Source organism: Mycobacterium sp. MFM001 (genome assembly GCF_003402475.1).
In the GTDB taxonomy this organism is placed as follows: domain Bacteria; phylum Actinomycetota; class Actinomycetes; order Mycobacteriales; family Mycobacteriaceae; genus Mycobacterium.
Genome location: NZ_BFAB01000008.1, coordinates 42,293 through 56,700, shown reverse-complemented (window position 1 = coordinate 56,700; position 14,408 = coordinate 42,293). Strand labels below are relative to the sequence as shown.

The following is a 14,408-nucleotide window of genomic DNA, read 5'->3' as shown; positions in this document are numbered from 1 at the left end:
GAGCGCTAAAGCTGCACGCCGAGCAAGGCGTCCACCGCGGTCGCCACCGCCTGCGGCGCGGCGGCGTCGTGGCCGCCGTAGTCGAGCGCGTCGGTGACCCAACCGTCAACGGCGGCAAGGGCTTTCGGGGTGTCCAGGTCGTCGGCCAGATAGCGGCGAACCCGGGCGATGGTGTCGGCGGCGTCCGGGCCGGCGGGCAACGCGGTCGCGCTGCGCCACCGGTGCAGCCGCGCGGCGGCCTCGTCGAGCAGCTCGGTGCTCCAGTAGCGGTCGGTGCGGTAGTGCCCGGCCAAAAGGCCCAGCCGGATCGCCGACGGCTCGACGCCCTGCGCGCGCAACGCCGACACCAGCACCAGGTTGCCGCGGCTCTTGGACATCTTGTGGTCGTCCCAGCCGATCATGCCGGCGTGCACGTAGTGGCGGGCGAAACGCCGCTCGCCACTGACACATTCGGCGTGCGCCGCGGTGAACTCGTGATGCGGGAAGATTAGGTCGGTGCCGCCGCCCTGGATGTCCAGGCCGGTGCCGATGCGGCTGAGAGCGATCGCGGCGCATTCCACGTGCCAACCCGGCCGGCCCGGCCCGAACGGCGACTCCCAGCTGGGCTCCCCCGGCCGCGCAGCCCGCCACATCAGCGCGTCGAGCGGATCGGTCTTGCCAGGGCGGTCCGGGTCGCCGCCGCGCTCGGCGAACAAGGCGAGCATGGTGTCGCGGTCATAGCCGGACTCGTAGCCGAATTGCAGTGTGGCGTCAGCGCGGAAGTACACGTCGGGATAGTCGCCGCCGTCGACGATGTAGGCCGCCCCGGACGCCAGCATCTTTTCGACGAGTTCGATGACCTCGTCGACGGCTTCGGTCGCCGCGACGTATTCGCGCGGCGGCAGCACCCGCAGCGCCGCCATGTCGTCGCGAAACAGCGTGACCTCGCGGTCCGCGAGGTCACGCCAGTCGACCCCGTCGCGGTCGGCGCGCTCGAACAGCGGGTCGTCGACGTCGGTGACGTTTTGGACGTAATGCACGTCGTGGCCGAGGTCCAGCCACAGCCGGTGAATCAGGTCGAACGTCAGATAGGTGGCGGCATGCCCGAGATGCGTGGCGTCATACGGGGTGATGCCGCAGACGTACATGCTGGCGGTGTGCCCCGCCGCCACCGGTCGTATTTGGCGGTCGGAGGTGTCGTACAGCCGTAGCTCAGGACCGCGTCCCGGCAGCGCCGGCGGCGGTACCGAAGGCCAGGACTGCATACCGTCGACTTTAAGCGTCGGCTCAGCCGGCCAACTCCCCGGCTACGCCGCGCTTGCGATCGCCGCCAGCAGCACGTCGGCGAGCTCCGGGCGGCACATCAGGAAGTCGGGCAGATACGGGTCGGGCCGGTTGTAGATCAGCTCGGAGCCGTCGAGGCGCGACGCGTGCAAGCCCGCCGCCAGCACCACACCTGCCGGTGCGGCCGAGTCCCACTCCCACTGCCCGCCCGCGTGGATGTAGGCGTCGACGTCGCCGCGCACCACCGACATCGCTTTGGCCCCGGCCGAACCGATCGGCACCACCTCGACGTCGAGCCGCTCGACCAGCCGGTACAACACCGCGGGCGGCCGGGTGGAGCTGGCGGTGATCCGGATCGGCCCGGAATGTGCCGAAGTGTGGGCGTGGACGGTGTCGCTGCGGTAGAGCTCCCCCATCGCGGGCAGCGCGACCGCCGCGTCGGTGATGGCCCCGTGCGGACCGCCGTCGCGCCGCCACAACGCCACGTGCACGGCCCAGTCGTCGCGGCCGGGCGTGGAGAACTCCCGGGTGCCGTCGACCGGGTCGACGATCCACACGCGGTCGGACTGCAACCGGGCCAGATCGTCGTAGGCCTCTTCGGACAGCACCGCGTCATCCGGCCGTTCGGCGCGCAGCCGCCGCAGCAGCAGCGTGTTGGCATACATGTCGCCGGCGTCGCCGAGCCGCCACGGATAGTCGAAGCCGACCTCGTCGCGCACCGCCAGCAGCAGCCGCCCGGCGTCGACGGCTAGGTCGGCGGCAAGCGCCGCGTCGGTCAACTTCGGGGTCACCCGGTCCAGTATGGTCGACGGCTGATCTCGCGGAGCCTTACGGATCACCATCTTCTTCCTCCTCGTCGCCGTCGCGGAGGAGTTTTTCGGGGTGGTGGTATTGGTTGACGCGGGGTTGGCCGTGGTCGAGGTGTGGTGGTGGGATCCATTCGGTGTCGCCGTGTGCGTTTTTGCGGGTGGTCCAGCCTTCTTCGGCCAGCGGGTGATGTCCGCCGCAGCCCAGGGTGAGGTCGTTGATGTCGGTGGTGCGGCATTTCGCGTAGGGGGTGCAGTGGTGGGCTTCGCAGTAATAGCCCGGCACCGGACAGTTAGGGAACGTGCACCCGTGATCCTTGGCGTACAACACAATCCTTTGCGCAGGCGACGCGAGGCGCTTGGTGTGGTACAGCGCTAGCGCTTGGCCTTTGTCGAAGATCGCCAGGTAGTGGTGCGCGTGCGAGCCCAGCCGGATCACATCGCTCATCGGTAGCAATGATCCGCCGCCGGTGAGTCCGTGTCCGGTGCCGGCTTCCAGATCGCCCAGGTTGGCGGTCACGATGATGCTGGCCGGTAACCCGTTGTGCTGACCCAGCTCTCCGGAGGCCAGCAGTCCCCGTAGTCCGGCTAGCAGGGCGTCGTGGTTGCGCTGCCCGGTGCTGCGCGAGTCACGCTTCACTGTCTGTTCGCACGGTGTGCCGTCGAGCACTGGGGCGGGGTCCTCGGGGTTGCACATGCCCGGGGCGGCCAGCTTGGCCCACACCGCTTCGAGGGTGGCGCGCAGCTCCGGAGTCACCCAGCCGCTGAGCTGTGACATCTGATCGGGGCCTTGCTTGCCCAACATCAGCCCGCGCCGGCGGGCCCGCTCGTCGTCGGTGAAATCACCGTCGGGGTTCAGACAATCGGTGAGCCGGGCGGCCAGCTTGGCCAAATCGTCGGGGCGATGCTGCCCGGCGAGCTCGGCCAGATGCGCCTCGGCGTGCTCGCGGGTCTCGACATCAACAAAGCCGGGCAGCCGGTGCATGAAGCTGCGGATCACCGCCACATGACCCACACCGATCTGTCCGGCACGCTGAGCAGCCGCGGTCGCGGGCAACACCGGCTCTAACGGTTCGCCAGTCATGGCCCGGCGCTCCCCGAGCTCTTCAGCATCGTGGATGCGCCGGGAGGCTTCGGCGGGGGTGATGCGCAGCCGTTCGGCCAGCGCAAAGCGCAGCGTGCCGCCCAGCTCGGTGTCGCTGGCCTGCTCGGCGAGCTGGTTGATCAGCGGGTGTTCGACGGCGGGCAGCTGGCGGCGCAGGGTTTCGCAGCACTCCAACATGGCCAACGACTCCGGGGTGGTCAGCACCTCGAAGGACAGATCCAGGGCGCGTTTCATGGCAGCCTGCAGCGCGTCGAAGACCTCGACGATCTCCTCACGGCTACTCGAACACATATTCGAATGTTATCACGCCCACCGGACAACCGCCACCACCATTCACACACAAAACCACAGTGACACAAGTGATTACAGTGGCGAAAGGGACCACGAAACCAATCACTATCGGTCGTTTACAGATCCGGCAGGCGACGTCTGGCAAACGACGATCGCCGCTAGAACGCCGGCCAGGGAATGGGACGATGCCTATCCGGGCTGGGCATGACCGGGTTGTCCAACAGCGCCCGGGACCGCAGCCGCAGGGCCGCGATCTCGGCGGCGGTGATGTGTTCGGCCAGCTCGTCGCACAGCGACCCGTTGAGGGCGTCGACTAGGCGGGCCACCGCGTCCAACGTGTCGTCGTCGACGGGTTTGCCGGCCCAGCCCCACAGCACCGTGCGCAGTTTGTCCTGCACATGCAGACACACGCCGTGGTCGACGCCGTAGACGTCGCCGTCGACGCCGCGTAGGACGTGGCCGCCCTTGCGGTCGGCGTTGTTGACCAGGATGTCGAACACCGCCATCCGCCACAGCCGGATGTCGTCGGCGTGGACCAGCGTGACTTCGTCGCCGGCATAGTCATATGCCCGCAACACCGGCAAATAGCCGGGCGGCAACTTGTCGGCCGGAACAAGGTCGACCAGATCCGGTCCCGGCCCCGGTTCTGAACCCGGTGCGTCGCCGGGCTGGTCGACCCAGCGCTGCAGCATCCCCGGACCGGCCGGTCCGTAACGAATGATGGTGTACGGCACGATGTTCCAGCCCAGCTGCGCCGAAACCAGGTAGGCGCCGAGCTCGCGGCCGGCCAGCGTGCCGTCGGGGAAATCCCACAGCGGCTGCTCGCCAGCGACCGGCTTGTAGACGCAGTGCACGCTGCGCTCCCCCAGCGTCGCTTCGCACAGAAACGTGGCGTTGCTCGCCGAGCGGATGCGTCCGAGGACGGTCAGCTCGCCGCGCCGCAACACCTCACGATCGTCAGCCCTCGACGTCATCGTCAGACCCGAGCAACGCGCTACGCCGGTAGCCGTTGGTGCGCGCGCAGATGTGTCCGTCCGGGTCCAGCGGTTCGTCGCACAGCGGGCAGGGCGGACGGCCCGCGGAGATGACGAGGTTGGTGCGAGTTGCGAACTGCCGCGCGGACTCCGGCGTCAGGAACACCCGCACGGCGTCGGGACCCTCGTCGGTGTCGTCGAGCACGACCGACGCGTCGAACTCGGTGTCGGTGACGGCCAGCAGCTCCACCACCACGGTCTGTGCCTCGGAATCCCACCCCAACCCCATGGTGCCGACCCGGAATTCCGCGTCGACCGGTGTGATCAACGGGCTGAGGTCTTCGACCTCGGTGGTCTCCGGCGGCACCGGCGTGCCGAAGCGACGGTTGACCTCGAGCAGCAGCGCGTCGATACGTTCGGCGAGCACCGCGACTTGCTGCTTTTCCAGCACCACCGACACCACGCGCGAGTCGCCGACCGCCTGCAAGTAAAACGTCCGGTTGCCGGGCTGGCCGACGGTCCCGGCGACGAAGCGGTCGGGTGTGCGGAATACGTGAATTGCGCGGGCCATGGCATCTCCCAAAATACCGGCAGTTGCCGCTGCGTCGTAATGGCTCAGCACCACCGGTTCAGTCGGTGGAACCGCCGACCACCGCGTCGCTCGGCGGCGCCTCGCCGTCCGGTGACGGGGGCGCCGTCAGGGCGGACGTCAGTCGCGGGCCGGTGTGGTTGACGTGCATCACGAACGGGCGTAGTTGCGTGTAGCGGATCACACTCATGGACGCCGGGTCGGCGGTGACGCGCTGAAAACCGTCCAGATGCAAACCGAGTGCGTCGGCGACGACGGCCTTGATCACGTCGCCGTGGGTGCAGGCCAACCACAGTGCGTCGCCGCCGTGCTCGTCGGCAAGCCGCCGGTCGTGCTCGCGGACCGCGGCAACCGCACGCGTTTGCACCTGCGCCAGACCCTCGCCGCCTGGGAACACCGCGGCGCTGGGGTGCGCCTGCACCACCGCCCACAGCGGCTCTTTGGCCAGGTCGGCGATCTTGCTGCCGGTCCAGTCGCCGTAGTCGACCTCGGAAAGTCGTTCCTCGACGACGGGCTGCAGACCCAGCGCCTCAGCCAGCGGCTCGACCGTGCGCCGACAGCGCAACAGCGGCGAGCACACCACTGCCCGGATCGGCAGTTCGGCGAGCCGGTCGATCAGGCCGGCGGCCTGCTCGCGGCCCTTGTCGTCGAGGTCGACGCCCTCGGAACGGCCGGCCAGCACGTGTGCGGTGTTCGAGGTGGATCGCCCGTGCCGCAACAAGATGACCGTCATACCGCCGCCACCACCCCGGTTGCCAGCAAGATCAGCACGGTCACCCCGGCGATTATCCGGTAGCCGACGAACCAGTACATGTTGTGGCGCACCAGAAAACGCAGAAACCACGCCACCGCGGACAAGCCGACAACGAACGCGATGATCGTGGCCACCAACAATTGCGGGCCGGTGGCGCTCATTCCTTCCTTCACCGGATGGAAGGCGTCGGGCAGCGAAAACAGCCCCGACGCGAATACCGCCGGGATGGCCAGCAGAAAGCCGAACCGGGCGGCCAGCTCGCGCTCGAGGCCGAGAAACAGCCCGGCGCTGATCGTCGCCCCGGACCGCGAGACGCCGGGAACCAGCGCCAGCGTCTGCGCAAAACCCACGACGACGGCGTCGCGCCAAGTGAGCTGGTCGATGTGGCGGGTCTGTCGCCCGAAGTGCTCGGCCGCCGCGATCACCGCCGAGAACACCAGCAGCGCCGTCGCCACCACCCACAGATTGCGTACGCCCGAACGGATCTCGTCGGTGAACACCAGCCCCAGCACGCAGATCGGGATGGTGCCGATGATCACGTACCAGCCCAGCCGGTAATCGGCGTCGCGGTGCGCTTTGACCACTAAGCCGTTGAACCAGGCTTTCACGATGCGCACGATGTCGCGGGCGAAGTACACCAGTACGGCGAGCTCGGTGCCCAACTGGGTGACAGCGGTGAACGAGGCGCCGGCGTCGCAGTCGAACATGAGCCGCGAGACGATCGCCAGGTGGCCGGACGAGGACACCGGAAGAAACTCGGTCAATCCCTGCACGACGGCCAAAACGATGACCTGCCACCAAGACATCGCCGCCGTCGCAGACACGACGACGACCGTACCCGGTGCCTCCGGCGGGACTAGACGGGCTCGGCGACAGCCACGGCGTCACGCACCGCGGCGGAAAGGCTGCGCTCGTCGGTGACGTCGATGTCCACCACGCTTCGCCTGCACTTGGCGATCACGTCCTCGGGCTGCGGGACCGGTCCGGACAGGCGCGGCCGGTAGACCTCGACCAGCAGCCAGCGCCGCTCGACACGGAAGGCGAAACTGCGGCCATCACCGACGTGTCCGAATCCACTTGCGAACGCCTTGGCCGGGAAGACCCCGGTCCACATGTCCTCGATGACGAAATCCGAGTCGGCGTACTGACGGTCTTCGGCGACGGTCATGCGGCGACCATACCTTCCCAGCGGCCCGTGGCATCGGCGACGGCGCCGCGTCCCGCCCGGCGATCTTCCCTAATATCGGAGTCGAATCCGACTACCCGTCGCATACCTCGAGAGTTACCCCTTGCCCAGTTTTTGTAAACCCGCAGTTCACCGACGCGTCGCCGGCCTGCTGGTTTCGGTGGGGCTGGTCCTCGGTTGCTCGCCGAAGGCACTGGAAGCCGCACCTCCGACGATCGAGCCCGCGCAGCCCGCCGAGTCCCCGCCGGCGACGGCGGTTCCGGCTGGCACCGTGCGCGAACTGGACGGCCACGCCCAAGCGGCGATCTTCGACGACCGCACCGCTTCGCTGGTGTTGCTGACGCCCGGCTCGCCCGGGTCGCCTGCCACCGTCACCGTGCTGGGCGCCGGGCAGGCACCGCCGCGCGTCATCGCGTTGCCCGGCCCGGCGAGCGCATTGACCGGCGACGGCGCGGGCAGCGCCTATCTGTCCACTCGCGGCGGCTACTTCGTCGTCGACCTGTCCGCCGGACGGGTCTCGCGGGTCGACGTCAGCGACGTTGACTTCACCGCGATCGCCCGCCGCGCCGACCACAAGCTGGTGTTGGGCGCCGCGGACGGCTCGGTCTACACGCTGTCCTCCGAGTCAGCGGTAGCCAATCGGTCCAAGATCGTTGGCCGCGTCGATTCGATTGTGGCACAAGGTAATACGGTGGTCGTCTTGGATCGCGGCCAGACGTCGGTCACCACGATCGACCCCGACGGCGCCGTCGGGCAGTCGTTGCGCGCCGGACAGGGCGCCACCACGCTGGCCGCCGACCCGCTGGGCCGGGTGCTGGTGACCGACACCCGCGGCGGCCAATTGCTGGTGTACGGCGTCGATCCGCTGATTCTGCGTCAGGCCTACCCGGTCAAGCAGTTACCGTACGGTCTGGCCGGGTCGCGCGGGCTGGCCTGGGTGTCGCAAACCGCGGCGAATTTGGTGATTGGTTACGATCTGTCCACCGGAATCCCCGTCGAAAAGGTACGTTACCCAACCGTGCGGCAACCCAACACGCTGGCGTTCGACGACGCATCGGGCACGCTGTATGTGGTGGGTGCGGGAGTTCAGGTCATCGAGCACGCGGCGGGTCCGCGTTGAGCGCGCCGCGCCGCAACCGGTTGCCGGCAGGCTGGGACGCCGAGATGTCCGACGAATACGAGTGGGCGCCGCTGCGCCTGCCGCCGGACGTCACCCGGCTCAGCGCCTCCACCCGGCTGTCCATCGAAGCGGAGTACCGCGGCTGGGAACTGACCCGGGTTCGGCTTTACACCGACGGTAGCCGACGAGTCTTGTTGCGCCGCAAGAAGGCTCGTATCGAACAGGGCGGTCGCCCCGACCAGCCGGCACTTTGACGGTGTACGGCGCGCTTCGCCGGGCGCTGTTCCTGGTGCCGCCCGAGCGCATCCACACGCTGGTGTTCGCGGGTCTGCGCGGCGTCACCGCCGGCGCGCCGCTGCGCCGGCCGCTGCACCGGCTGCTGGCTCCGGCCGACCCGATACTGGCCAGCACGGTGTTCGGCGTGCACTTCCTCGGCCCGCTCGGACTGGCCGCCGGCTTCGACAAGGACGGTGTCGGGCTCAAGACGTGGGGGGCGCTGGGATTCGGCTACGCCGAGGTGGGCACCGTCACCGCTCAGCCGCAGCCGGGCAACCCGGCTCCCCGAATGTTCCGGCTGCCAGCCGACCGGGCTCTGCTCAACCGGATGGGCTTCAACAATCGGGGTGCGGCCGAGCTGGCGACCCGGCTGGCACGCCACCGCCCCGACGTGCCGATCGGGGTCAACATCGGCAAGACCAAGGCCGTTCCGCCCGAGCAGGCCGCCGACGACTACCGGGTCAGCGCCCGGCTGGTCGGCCCGCTGGCGTCGTATCTGGTGGTCAACGTGAGCTCGCCGAACACGCCGGGGCTGCGTGACCTGCAGGCGGTCGAAACGCTGCGTCCCATCCTGTCGGCTGTGCTGGAGGAGACGTCCACGCCGGTGCTGGTCAAGATCGCGCCGGATCTGGCCGACGCCGATGTCGACGAAATCGCCGACCTGGCAGTCGAATTGGGCCTGGCCGGCATCGTCGCCACTAACACCACGGTCTCGCGCGACGGCCTATTGACGCTTGACGTCGACCAGCTCGGCCCCGGCGGCATCTCCGGGCCGCCGCTGGCGCGCCGCGCAGTCGAGATACTGCGTCGGCTCTACGCCAGGGTCGGTGACCGGTTAGTGCTGATCAGTGTCGGCGGCATCGAGACCGCCGACGACGCATGGGAGCGCATCACCGCGGGCGCTTCGCTTCTGCAGGGCTACACCGGCTTCATCTACGGCGGGGGCTTGTGGGCCAAGCACATTCACGACGGCATCGCCCACCGGCTGCACGACGGCGGGTTCACATCGCTGAGCGACGCGGTGGGCTCGGCCACTCGCTAGCGCGAGAGCACCGCCGAGTGTGGAGTTGTGTCACGTTTGCGGCCCGAACGCGTGCACTAAGTCCACATTCGGCAAGGGTCAGCGCTGCTCGTAGGTGCCGTAGATGACCGCCCGCGCGATCGCGTGCTGGAAGAGGTTGAATCCCAGGAACGCCGGGCTGGCGTCCTCGTTGAGGTCGAGCTTTTCGACGCCCACCGCATGCACTGTGACGTAGTAGCGGTGCGGGCCGTGCCCCGGCGGCGGCGCGGCCCCGACGTAGCGCCGCATGCCGGCGTCGTTGACCAGGGTCAGCGCGTTGCCCGGCAACTCGCGGCCGTCGCCGACACCTTCGGGCAGTTCGGTGACCGTCGCGGGCAGGTTGGCCACCGCCCAGTGCCAGAAGCCGGACAGGGTGGGCGCGTCGGGGTCATAGACGGTGACCGCGAAGCTGCGGGTTTCCTCCGGGAAGCCCGACCAGCTCAGGTGCGGGCTGGCGTCTTCGCCGCCGGCGCCCATGATCCCGCTGATCTGGGCCGTCGCCAGCGGCTGCCCGTCGGTGATCGACTTCGATTGCAGCTGAAACGACGGCAGCTTGGGCAGCGTCGCGTACGGGTCGGGCGGTGTGATCATGATCAGTCCTCTCGTCTTTCCGGCTAGCAGTTTGTCAAAAAGCGCGACATCACGTCGGCGCCGAACCTCAGTGCGTCGACGGGTACCCGTTCGTCGACGCCGTGGAACAGCGCCGAGAAATCCAATTCCGGCGGCAACCGCAACGGGGTGAACCCGAAACAGCGAATTCCCAAGCGCGCGAATGCTTTTGCATCAGTCCCACCGGACAGCATATACGGCACTGTGCGGGCGTCCGGGTCGACGGCCAGCAGCGCGGAATTCATCGCGTCGACCAGGTCGCCGTCGAAACTGGTCTCATAGGACGGCAGGCTGGTGACCCACTCGCGGGTGACGTCGGGCCCGATCAGCTCGTCGATCTCGGCCTCGAACGCGGCCTGGCGGCCCGGCAGCACCCGGCAGTCCACCATGGCCTCGGCGATCGCCGGCACCACGTTGGCTTTGTAGCCGGCCTTGAGCATCGTGGGGTTGGCGGTGTCGCGCAGTGTGGCCTTCACGATGCGGGCAATCGGCCCCAGCTTCTCGATGGTGCCCTCCAGGTCGGGAGAATCGGCGTCGAAGCTGTGCCCGGTCTCCTCGCCGACCGCGGTCAAAAACTGCATGACGGTGTCGGTCGCTACCAGCGGGAAGCGGTGCCGGCCCAGCCGGGCAACCGCCTGCGCGAGGGCGGTGACGGCGTTGTGGTCGTGCACCATCGAGCCGTGCCCGGCGCGGCCGCGAGCGGTCAGCCGCATCCACTGCAGGCCCTTTTCGGCCGCTTCGATCAGGTAGAGCCGCCGCTCCCCGCCGTCGCGGCGCGGCACGGTCAGCGAGAACCCGCCGACCTCGCCGACCGCCTCAGTGACGCCGTCGAACAGGTCGGGGCGATTGTCGACCAGCCAGTGCGAGCCGTATCTGCCGCCGTTCTCCTCGTCGGCAAGGAATGCGAACACCAGGTCGCGGGGCGGCACGATCCCGGCGCGGCGGAATTGGCGGGCGACCACGATCATCATGCCCACCATGTCTTTCATGTCGACGGCGCCACGGCCCCAGACATAGCCGTCCTCGACCGCGCCGGAGAACGGGTGCACGCTCCAGTCGGCCGCCTCCGCGGGGACCACGTCGAGATGGCCGTGGATCAGCAGCGCACCGCGCGAGCTGTCCGCGCCGGGTAGCCGGGCGAACACATTGCCGCGCCCGGGCGCCCCCGACTCCAGGTATTCCACCTGGTAGCCAACATCTTCCAGCTGGGCGGCGATCCAGCGGGCGCACTCGGCTTCTCCCTTGGTGGTGTCCAGGTCCCCGGTGTTGCTGGTGTCGAACCGGATCAGCCTGCTGACGACCTCCACCACGTCGTCGGCCGGGTCAGGCTGAACGCCGGTTGCAACGGTCACAGTCACCTTTCCTACCATTGAGACGGGTCGCCGGGTTTGGGTCTCCTCTCCCCTATCCGATAGCCTTGGCTGCCAACTTAGGTCGGTCCGAGTGGCGGAATGGCAGACGCGCTAGCTTGAGGTGCTAGTGCCCTATTACTGGGCGTGGGGGTTCAAGTCCCCCCTCGGACACAATTTGTTAGCCAGCAATGTCAGAGCTGATTTTCGGCATTTGCTGATATCGAATTGGCCACCTCGTTGCTGCAAGCTAGACCTGGCGTCCAACACCGAGCCGCTGCCGTCGCCACGCAACGCGCTACGAACGCCAGCTAAGCCGAAGTCCAACGCGTGGCCGCCAGACATTAGAGTGAGTCAACCCGCACCGACCACCTGTGGTCGATTGCCCGCCATGCGGCGGGAGACGCCAGCCGCGATCGCGCTGAAGACGGCCATGCGGATCAACCCCGAACCCGGGCACGTCCGTTGGCTCGGTTGCGCTCAGGCTCGGGCGCCTCGCCCGGTCGGGGGCCGACGAGGGAATCGTGGATGCCTTCGCAATGTTCCCAACCCTTGACCAGGTGCTCGACTTCGCCAACCAGGTAATCGATCGATGGGGTGATGATGGGAAAGCTTGACGGCAAGGTAGCGGTGATCACTGGCGGATCAAGCGGGATGGCGCTGGCCGGTGCCAAGTTGTTCGTTGACGAAGGAGCTCACGTCTTCATCTCGGGTCGGCGGAAGGAAGCGCTGGATGAAGCCGTCGAGCTGATCGGCCGGAATGTGACGGGCGTGCAAGCGGATTCGGCCAACCTGGACGATCTGGACCGGTTGTTCGATGCCGTCAGGCGGGAAAAGGGCGCCGTCGACGTGCTATGGGCGAGTGCGGGGATGGGCGAGGAGGGCAAGCTCGGCGAGATCACAGAGCAGCACTTCGACGCGACTTTCGGGCTGAACGCGCGTGGCACGCTGTTCACGGTGCAGAAGGCATTGCCGCTTTTCAACGACGGTGGCTCGATCTTCATGACCGGGTCGATCGCGTCGGTCAAAGGTTTTCCTCACTGGAGTGTGTACGCGGCCAGCAAGGCTGTATTGCATGCCTACGCCCGCGTGTGGTTGAACGAGTTGAAGGACAGGAGGATTCGGGTCAACGTGCTGACCCCGGGCCAGGTCGCCACGCCGATACAGGAGCAGCTGTTCGACGAGGAGACGAAGGCGCAGTTTGAATCCCTGATCCCGCGGGGAAAGATGGGCCGCCCTGAGGAGATTGCATCGGCCGCACTTTTCCTCGCCTCGGATGACTCAAGCTATGTCAATGGCATGGAGTTGGTTGTCGACGGCGGCACGACGGCAATCTGAGTACGCACCACGCGTGAGCAGGCCGTGAACTCCCCCGGGTATGTCCGGAGACTCTGACATGGGGGGGGCGGTTTGTCCGTCGGCGTCGTCGTTTGTCGTTCGGGTTGCGCTGCGACGAACGCGAGCGGCGTAGCCGCGATCACACCAGCCATGTGATCAATGCCAGCGCTGCCAGGCACCAGGCCACCAGGCCCAGCAGCACACTGAGCGACCCCCACGCCGCCAGTTTGTCTCCCCGGCTCGCGTTCTCCGCGGTGATGACCCCGATGCTCTTCGGCATGCGCCCGAATAGATCTCGCCACGACAGCCGGGAGGTGGCGCGCTTGACTCCGGTGGGGTCCTCGGCCGTCCGCTTGTGCGGCGCCACCCCGATGCCGTTGGTGAAGAGCACGACGCCGAAGGCCGCCAGCGCCGCTCCGACGATGACCAGCAGCACGGCGAGCCACAGCATCGTTTCGTCCTCCAATTGCACTGGCTGTCATGCCGCTTCGCATTGCCCCAATGGGCCACTTTTCAAACGCCGCGCTGCGGTTTCGTGCTGTTGCAGTCGGGGAAGCCGTAGGCTGGTAGGGCCGGCGTGACAACGACGGATACACGAATGAATCGACCGAGCGGCTTTTTGCGGCGAGCATCCCGGCGCACGTTCAGTGACCGCCGGGAAGCCGGCCGGGTACTGGCCGAGGAACTCACGTCGTACCGCGGCAACGACGCGCTGCTGGTGTTCGGACTGGCCCGCGGTGGCGTTCCGGTCGCCTGGGAAGTTGCGTCGGTGCTGCACGCCCCGCTGGACGTCTTCCTGGTCCGCAAGCTCGGTGTGCCGCAGTGGTCGGAGCTCGCGATGGGCGCGTTGGCCAGCGGCGGCGGCGTCGTGATGAACGACAACGTGGTGAGCAGCCTGCGCATCAGCCGGGAGCAGGTGCGCGCGGTGATCGACCGCGAGACCACCGAACTGAACCGGCGCGAGCAGGCCTACCGCGGCGGACGCCCGCTCGCAGACCCGCGCGACAAAACGGTGATCCTTGTCGACGACGGCATCGCCACCGGTGCCAGCATGCTGGCCGCGGTGCGGGCGCTGCGCGCATTGGAACCCGAGGCCATCGTCGTCGCCGTTCCGGTGGGGCCGCCGTCAGCGTGCCAGCAGCTGGCGCAGGAGGCCGACGACGTGGTGTGCGCGACGATGCCACCCGATTTCGAAGCTGTGGGACAGGTGTTCGTCGACTTCCATCAGGTCACCGACGACGAGGTTCGCGAACTGCTCGCGACGCCCACCTAGCACCTAGCGGTCGTCGGCGCCGCGGTCGTGCTCGGCCGGCACCCCGGTCTCTTCGTCGGCTGCAGCGGTATCCGCCTCGCCGGAGGCGTCTTCGGGATAGTCCGCGTAGTCATAGTCGGCGCTCGCCTCGTCGGGCAGCGGCTTGGGAGCATCAGCAGATGTATCGGCGGGGGCGCCGGTTTCGCGGCGCTGACGTTCCTGCAGCGCGTCGATGATCAGCAGCACCACCCCGAGCACACTGGCGGCGATGCACACCCAGGCCACCAACTCGTTGCTGGTGACGACGGCGAATACCAATGCGGCAAGGCCTATCACCGCTAACACCAGCGCGATAATCAGCATCGCTCAACCTCCAGCCGGCGGGGCAAGACACTAAAGACTGCCGAGCACGCTACCGCCCGTCCGGCCCGGCGCC

General features: G+C 67.9%; 16 protein-coding genes, 1 tRNA gene and 1 pseudogene. 6 read left to right on the top strand and 12 right to left on the bottom strand.

What is annotated here, in order from left to right; translation table 11 throughout:
* Window positions 1–5: 5 nt before the first annotated feature.
* From mshC to MFM001_RS15450, 8 genes are all read right to left on the bottom strand, one after another.
* The gene (gene mshC, locus MFM001_RS15485; RefSeq protein ID WP_116376173.1) at window positions 6–1,244 is read right to left on the bottom strand and encodes a cysteine--1-D-myo-inosityl 2-amino-2-deoxy-alpha-D-glucopyranoside ligase; all 1,239 of its coding nucleotides are present in this window, start codon (window positions 1,242–1,244) and stop codon (window positions 6–8) included.
* Between the two features lie 42 nt (window positions 1,245–1,286).
* Complete coding sequence (locus MFM001_RS15480) at window positions 1,287–2,105, bottom strand: 3'(2'),5'-bisphosphate nucleotidase CysQ (protein ID WP_116376288.1); 819 nt, start codon at window positions 2,103–2,105, stop codon at window positions 1,287–1,289.
* Entirely contained in the window at window positions 2,092–3,465 is a 1,374-nt protein-coding gene (locus MFM001_RS15475) for a 13E12 repeat family protein (RefSeq protein ID WP_116376172.1), read from the bottom strand. Before MFM001_RS15475 ends, MFM001_RS15480 begins: the two co-directional genes overlap by 14 nt.
* A gap of 158 nt (window positions 3,466–3,623) precedes the next feature.
* A complete protein-coding gene (locus MFM001_RS15470) occupies window positions 3,624–4,439 on the bottom strand; it encodes an SCO1664 family protein (protein WP_116376171.1) in 816 nt (271 codons plus the stop codon).
* Entirely contained in the window at window positions 4,423–5,010 is a 588-nt protein-coding gene (locus MFM001_RS15465; RefSeq protein ID WP_116376287.1) for a DUF3090 domain-containing protein, read from the bottom strand. Before MFM001_RS15465 ends, MFM001_RS15470 begins: the two co-directional genes overlap by 17 nt.
* Before the next feature lie 58 nt (window positions 5,011–5,068).
* On the bottom strand, window positions 5,069–5,761 hold the full coding sequence (locus MFM001_RS15460; RefSeq protein ID WP_116376170.1) for a histidine phosphatase family protein: 693 nt from the start codon (window positions 5,759–5,761) through the stop codon (window positions 5,069–5,071).
* Window positions 5,758–6,588, bottom strand: coding sequence for an undecaprenyl-diphosphate phosphatase (locus MFM001_RS15455; RefSeq protein WP_116376169.1), 831 nt, complete (start codon window positions 6,586–6,588; stop codon window positions 5,758–5,760). Before MFM001_RS15455 ends, MFM001_RS15460 begins: the two co-directional genes overlap by 4 nt.
* A 50-nt stretch (window positions 6,589–6,638) precedes the next feature.
* Window positions 6,639–6,950, bottom strand: coding sequence for a hypothetical protein (locus MFM001_RS15450; protein ID WP_116376168.1), 312 nt, complete (start codon window positions 6,948–6,950; stop codon window positions 6,639–6,641).
* A gap of 121 nt (window positions 6,951–7,071) precedes the next feature.
* Here MFM001_RS15450 and MFM001_RS15445 point away from each other — a divergent pair, with 121 nt between their 5' ends.
* Genes MFM001_RS15445 through MFM001_RS15435 form a run of 3 tightly spaced genes read left to right on the top strand, consistent with a single transcriptional unit; the run spans window position 7,072 to window position 9,406 of the window.
* Complete coding sequence (locus tag MFM001_RS15445) at window positions 7,072–8,088, top strand: YncE family protein (protein ID WP_116376167.1); 1,017 nt, start codon at window positions 7,072–7,074, stop codon at window positions 8,086–8,088.
* Window positions 8,085–8,342 (top strand): DUF5703 family protein, encoded by a 258-nt coding sequence (locus MFM001_RS15440; RefSeq protein WP_116376166.1) that lies wholly within the window; start codon window positions 8,085–8,087, stop codon window positions 8,340–8,342. The genes MFM001_RS15445 and MFM001_RS15440 overlap by 4 nt, the downstream gene beginning before the upstream one ends.
* A gap of 2 nt (window positions 8,343–8,344) precedes the next feature.
* Complete coding sequence (locus MFM001_RS15435) at window positions 8,345–9,406, top strand: quinone-dependent dihydroorotate dehydrogenase (protein ID WP_116376165.1); 1,062 nt, start codon at window positions 8,345–8,347, stop codon at window positions 9,404–9,406.
* 78 nt (window positions 9,407–9,484) lie between these two features.
* Here MFM001_RS15435 and MFM001_RS15430 read toward each other — a convergent pair whose 3' ends face one another.
* Both MFM001_RS15430 and MFM001_RS15425 read right to left on the bottom strand, forming a co-directional pair.
* Window positions 9,485–10,015, bottom strand: coding sequence for a YbhB/YbcL family Raf kinase inhibitor-like protein (locus MFM001_RS15430; RefSeq protein WP_116376164.1), 531 nt, complete (start codon window positions 10,013–10,015; stop codon window positions 9,485–9,487).
* A 23-nt stretch (window positions 10,016–10,038) separates the two neighbouring features.
* The gene (locus tag MFM001_RS15425) at window positions 10,039–11,403 is read right to left on the bottom strand and encodes a M20/M25/M40 family metallo-hydrolase (protein ID WP_116376163.1); all 1,365 of its coding nucleotides are present in this window, start codon (window positions 11,401–11,403) and stop codon (window positions 10,039–10,041) included.
* Between the two features lie 67 nt (window positions 11,404–11,470).
* On the opposite strand from MFM001_RS15425, the gene MFM001_RS15420 reads away from it, so the two are divergent.
* A tRNA-Leu gene (locus MFM001_RS15420) sits at window positions 11,471–11,556 on the top strand.
* A gap of 429 nt (window positions 11,557–11,985) precedes the next feature.
* Window positions 11,986–12,720, top strand: coding sequence for an SDR family NAD(P)-dependent oxidoreductase (locus MFM001_RS15410; RefSeq protein WP_116376162.1), 735 nt, complete (start codon window positions 11,986–11,988; stop codon window positions 12,718–12,720).
* A 139-nt stretch (window positions 12,721–12,859) separates the two neighbouring features.
* On the opposite strand, the gene MFM001_RS15405 is transcribed toward MFM001_RS15410, so the two are convergent.
* Window positions 12,860–13,171 (bottom strand): hypothetical protein, encoded by a 312-nt coding sequence (locus tag MFM001_RS15405; RefSeq protein ID WP_142760700.1) that lies wholly within the window; start codon window positions 13,169–13,171, stop codon window positions 12,860–12,862.
* Window positions 13,172–13,318: 147 nt separating this feature from the next.
* Between MFM001_RS15405 and MFM001_RS15400 the strand changes: the two are divergent.
* A pseudogene (locus MFM001_RS15400) lies at window positions 13,319–13,993 on the top strand (phosphoribosyltransferase); the annotation flags it as partial.
* 3 nt (window positions 13,994–13,996) lie between these two features.
* On the opposite strand, the gene MFM001_RS15395 reads toward MFM001_RS15400, so the two are convergent.
* The gene (locus MFM001_RS15395; RefSeq protein ID WP_116376159.1) at window positions 13,997–14,335 is read right to left on the bottom strand and encodes a hypothetical protein; all 339 of its coding nucleotides are present in this window, start codon (window positions 14,333–14,335) and stop codon (window positions 13,997–13,999) included.
* Window positions 14,336–14,408 lie beyond the last annotated feature (73 nt).